This is a genomic window from Micromonospora sp. NPDC049151 (assembly GCF_040648395.1).
Taxonomy (GTDB): Bacteria; Actinomycetota; Actinomycetes; order Mycobacteriales; family Micromonosporaceae; genus Micromonospora.
In genome coordinates this window covers 1-2,013 of record NZ_JBEZDP010000052.1, presented here as the reverse complement: position 1 = coordinate 2,013, position 2,013 = coordinate 1, and the positions used below count along the sequence as shown (strand labels likewise).

Below are 2,013 nucleotides of genomic sequence, written 5' to 3'. Positions count from 1 at the left end.
ACAACGAAGGACGCGTCAAGCTCGACGACAAGTCCCTCATCAGCAACAACGACCCCACCAACTGCGCCAACACCGTCGAGGACTGCTTCAACTGAACCGCACCACCACATAACCGGAGAGCCCTCCTCGCGTCGTGTACGGCGTGAGGAGGGCTCCCACCCCGGCAGCCGGCCGGCTGGCCGTGGTGTCCCCCGCCGGGGCGTCCGGGCCACCCTGCGCCCACCCATCCCACCCGCACCCTTATGCGGGTTTTTTTCGTATATGCCCACGAGGCGAAGATGGTTCTCATACGGTCGTCTTCAGCAGCTACAACCGATTTGTAGCGAAGGCCGCCTCGCCAGGGCGAAGCGACCTTGTCAGGTACAAGGAGAGGGCAGAGAGCTCCGATGTCCAACTACCTTCGCAATAACAATGGCGCCACCAGCAAGACCATCTCCCCGCTCCGGCGTCGCCGGATGTGGCTCGCCACCGGCGTCGTGGGCCTGACCGGAGCGGTCAGCCTCGCCGGCGTGGCCTACGCGACCACCGGGGCCACCGGCCCGCACCGGCTCGCCGACGTGAAGTGGTCGACCACGCAGCAGCTCAGCGACGACGACCACGGCGACAAGGGCGGCAAGGACGAGTACGGCCGCGACGACTACGGCAAGGACGACCACGGCAAGGACGGCAAGGACGGCAAGGACCGTGGCCAGGAGGGCCGCGACCGTGGCGAGTGGGGCCCGGACAAGGGCGAGTGGGGCCCGGACAAGGGCGGCAAGGACGGCAAGGACGACCACGGCAAGACCCGCGAGGTCCCCTGCAAGGACGAAGCCCTGATCGACGCCCTCGAACTGGCCAACCGCGACCACGGCGGCACCATCAAGCTCGCCGAGAACTGCACCTACGAACTCGGCGTCAAGGACCGCAAGGTCGGCTCCGCCCTGCCCGAGATCAAGCAGGACGTCACCATCGAGGGCAACGGCTCCACCATCAAGCGCGACGCCGAAGACACCTTCCGCATCTTCCGCGTCGCCGACGGCGGCGACCTCACCCTCAAGGACCTCACCATCAAGGGCGGCAACGCCAACGAGTTCAAGTACCCCGGACCGTCCGCGCCGAAGGCGGCCGACCCGGCGGTAGCGGCCCCGGCCGCCGCCCCGGCTGTCGCGGCTCCGGCCGCGGCGACCACGGCCGCCACTGTCACGCCGGTCGCCGACGGCATGAACGGCGGCAAGGACGACGACAAGCGGGTCGAGGGTGACGGCGGCGCGCTGCTCGTCGAGCGCGGCGGCAGCGCCTACCTGGACAACGTCAAGCTCGCCGACAACAACGCCGAAGGCGACGGCGGCGCCCTGGCCAACTACGGCCGCACCTGGCTGAAGGACAGCAAGGTCGTCGACAACCACGCCCAGGGCGACGGCGGCGGCATCTACAACGAGGGCATCCTCAAGGTCGAGACCACCCACGTCGACGACAACACCGCGGGCGGCAACGGCGGCGGCGTCGCCAACGGCAGCGGCCTGTCCGGTGAGCACGGTCCGGGGGCCTCCGCCGCGCCGAAGGGTTACGACCCGAAGGCCAAGCACAACGAGGCCGGCATCGTCGAGATCTTCGGTTCCGACCACGGCAAGGACGGCGTCGAGTCGAGCCTGTCGGACAACCACGCCGGCAAGAACGGCGGCGGCCTGTTCAGCAGCGGCGGCACCGTCACCGTGTCCTTCACCGCCATCACTGGTAACACCGCCTGCGAGAACGGCGGCGGCGTCTACGCCGAGAGCACCGACCTGGACCTGGACAAGGTGCACGTCGCCAAGAACCACGCGGACGGCAACGGCGGCGGCGTGGTGGTCACCGGTGGCAAGCACTGGGGCTTCCCGAACAACAAGGAGCACGCCAGCGCCACGATCTCCGACAGCAAGATCGTCGACAACACGGCCAACCGGTTCGGTGGCGGCATCTACAACGGCGAGTGGCTCATCAAGATCGAAGACGGCTTCCTCGCCCGCCCGTACGACAAGGACGACAACGCCACCC

Annotated in this window: 1 protein-coding gene; it reads left to right on the top strand. The window is 68.4% G+C overall.

All coding sequences use genetic code 11. The features are described from left to right. Positions 1-386: 386 nt before the first annotated feature. On the top strand, positions 387-2,013 hold a 1,627-nt coding region (locus AB0B20_RS29060), incomplete at its 3' end, for a hypothetical protein (RefSeq protein WP_357475109.1).